This window comes from Corallococcus sp. CA054B (assembly GCF_003611625.1).
In the GTDB taxonomy this organism is placed as follows: domain Bacteria; phylum Myxococcota; class Myxococcia; order Myxococcales; family Myxococcaceae; genus Corallococcus; species Corallococcus coralloides.
The window spans coordinates 1-985 of sequence record NZ_RAVY01000410.1; the positions used below are offsets into that span (position 1 = coordinate 1).

Genomic DNA, 985 nt, shown 5'->3' on the forward strand with positions numbered 1-985 from the left:
GGGCGGGTCCGCGGCGCGTCGCCGCATCCACTCGTGGGGCAGCAGTTCGCCGATGCGCGCATTCGGGTGCGACTGGACGCGCAGCAGCACGTCCGCGAGGTACGTCTCGGGATTGACGCCGTTGGCCTCGCAGGTGGCGACCAGCGCGTAGAGGCCGGCGAGGTTCTCCCCAGCGGCCTCGTGGCCGACGAAGAGAAAGTTTTTACGGCCCAGGGCGGCCTTGCGCAGCGCCGCCTCGGAGCGGTTGTTGTCCAGGGCAGGCGCGCGTCGGAGCCGAATCGCGTCAGGGCGTACCATTGCTTCAGGGCGTAGGAGAGGGCCTGGCCCATGGGGCCCTTGGGCAGGTGGCGCGGAGTCTGCGCTTCCATCCACGCACGCAGTGCCGAGAGGACGGGGAGACTCTGCTGCTGGCGCAGCTCGCGGTGCGCGTCCGTGCGCACGACGCCCGCTTCGCGGGCCAGGGCTTCCACGCGGTAGAGGGCCAGAATGAAGTCCAGGGCCTCGCGGGCCTCGGGCGCGGTGGAAAGGGCCTCGAAGAAGCGGCGACGCACGTGCGCCCAGCACCCGACGCGGAGTCTTCCCTCCGGCAGCGTCACCGCGTTGTAGCCGGTATAGGCATCCACCACGAGGGCGCCCTGGGTGCCGCCCAGGACTTCCTTCGGCGTCGTGCTGGCCCGCCCCAGGCTGAAGCGGTAGCCCAAGAGCCACTCACCTTGCGCCGTCTGGGTGAGGAAAGTCCAAAGGTAGCCTTGGCGCGTCTTCTTCACGTCCAGCACGCGCACGGGTGTCTCGTCGGCCCACACCACGTCCGCGGATGCAATGACTCGCAAGAGGTGCTGGGAGAGAGGCAGCAGTACCGAGGCGGACTGGTGGAAGAGGTCCGTCAGGGTGCTGCGACTCATGGGCACGCCGCCGCGTTCCACCCGCTGGGCGAGCCGGTGCAAGGGCATGGCGTCCGCGCATTTGGAAACCACCACGTGCGCAA

General features: G+C 69.4%; 1 protein-coding gene and 1 pseudogene. Both read right to left on the bottom strand.

Annotated features, from left to right (window positions below; all coding sequences use genetic code 11):
- Nucleotides 1–228: transposase domain-containing protein (locus tag D7V80_RS43375; RefSeq protein WP_370452644.1), on the bottom strand; the 228-nt coding region annotated here is incomplete at its 3' end.
- Nucleotides 226–950: pseudogene (locus tag D7V80_RS41065) on the bottom strand (IS66 family transposase); the annotation flags it as partial. The gene D7V80_RS43375 and the pseudogene D7V80_RS41065, both read right to left, overlap by 3 nt.
- Nucleotides 951–985: the final 35 nt, after the last annotated feature.